This is a genomic window from Vibrio sp. 1562 (assembly GCF_033340155.1).
In the GTDB taxonomy this organism is placed as follows: Bacteria; Pseudomonadota; Gammaproteobacteria; order Enterobacterales; family Vibrionaceae; genus Vibrio; species Vibrio alginolyticus.
This window is the reverse complement of record NZ_JAWOVY010000731.1, coordinates 1-531: the sequence shown is the minus strand read 5'-3', so window position 1 is coordinate 531 and position 531 is coordinate 1. Positions and strand designations below refer to the sequence as shown.

The window sequence follows — 531 nt, the reverse complement described above, 5'->3', positions numbered from 1 at the left end:
CAATTTGGTCACGATAGAAAACTATGCGCCCATGTGGTGAGTGGGTTAGTTGACGAACAATGGATTTCCAGTCATCGTTAATATCGATACCCGTAATCTCATTACGTGGCACCATAATGTCATTTACAGTAACGTGTTCGAGATCGAGAATAGACACCAACATGTCTTGGTGTCGACGAGGGATAAGTCCGCCAGCTTCATTTACGACCGTGCGTAACTCTTCCGAACTTAGATGATCCTCTACCGTGTGATCAGCTTTCACGCCTAGCAAACGAATGAAACCATTAGTAATAAAGTTCACCAGCATTACGAGCGGTGATAGCACTTTCATTAGGATAGTGAGCAAGATGCTGCTCGCGTAGGAAACACGCTCTGGATACAGCGCTGCAACGGTTTTTGGTGTGACTTCGGCAAACACCAAGACAACCATAGTTAGCGCACCCGTTGCGATCGCGACACCTAAATCGCCGTATAGGCGCATGCCGATGATGGTCGCAATTGCTGAAGCAAGAATGTTCACGAGGTTGTTGC

1 protein-coding gene is annotated in these 531 nt (G+C 47.1%); it reads right to left on the bottom strand.

Annotated features, from left to right (window positions below; translation table 11 throughout):
- Window positions 1-531 (bottom strand): CNNM domain-containing protein (locus R7Z49_RS27350; protein ID WP_318112809.1); only part of this gene is annotated, 531 nt, incomplete at both ends.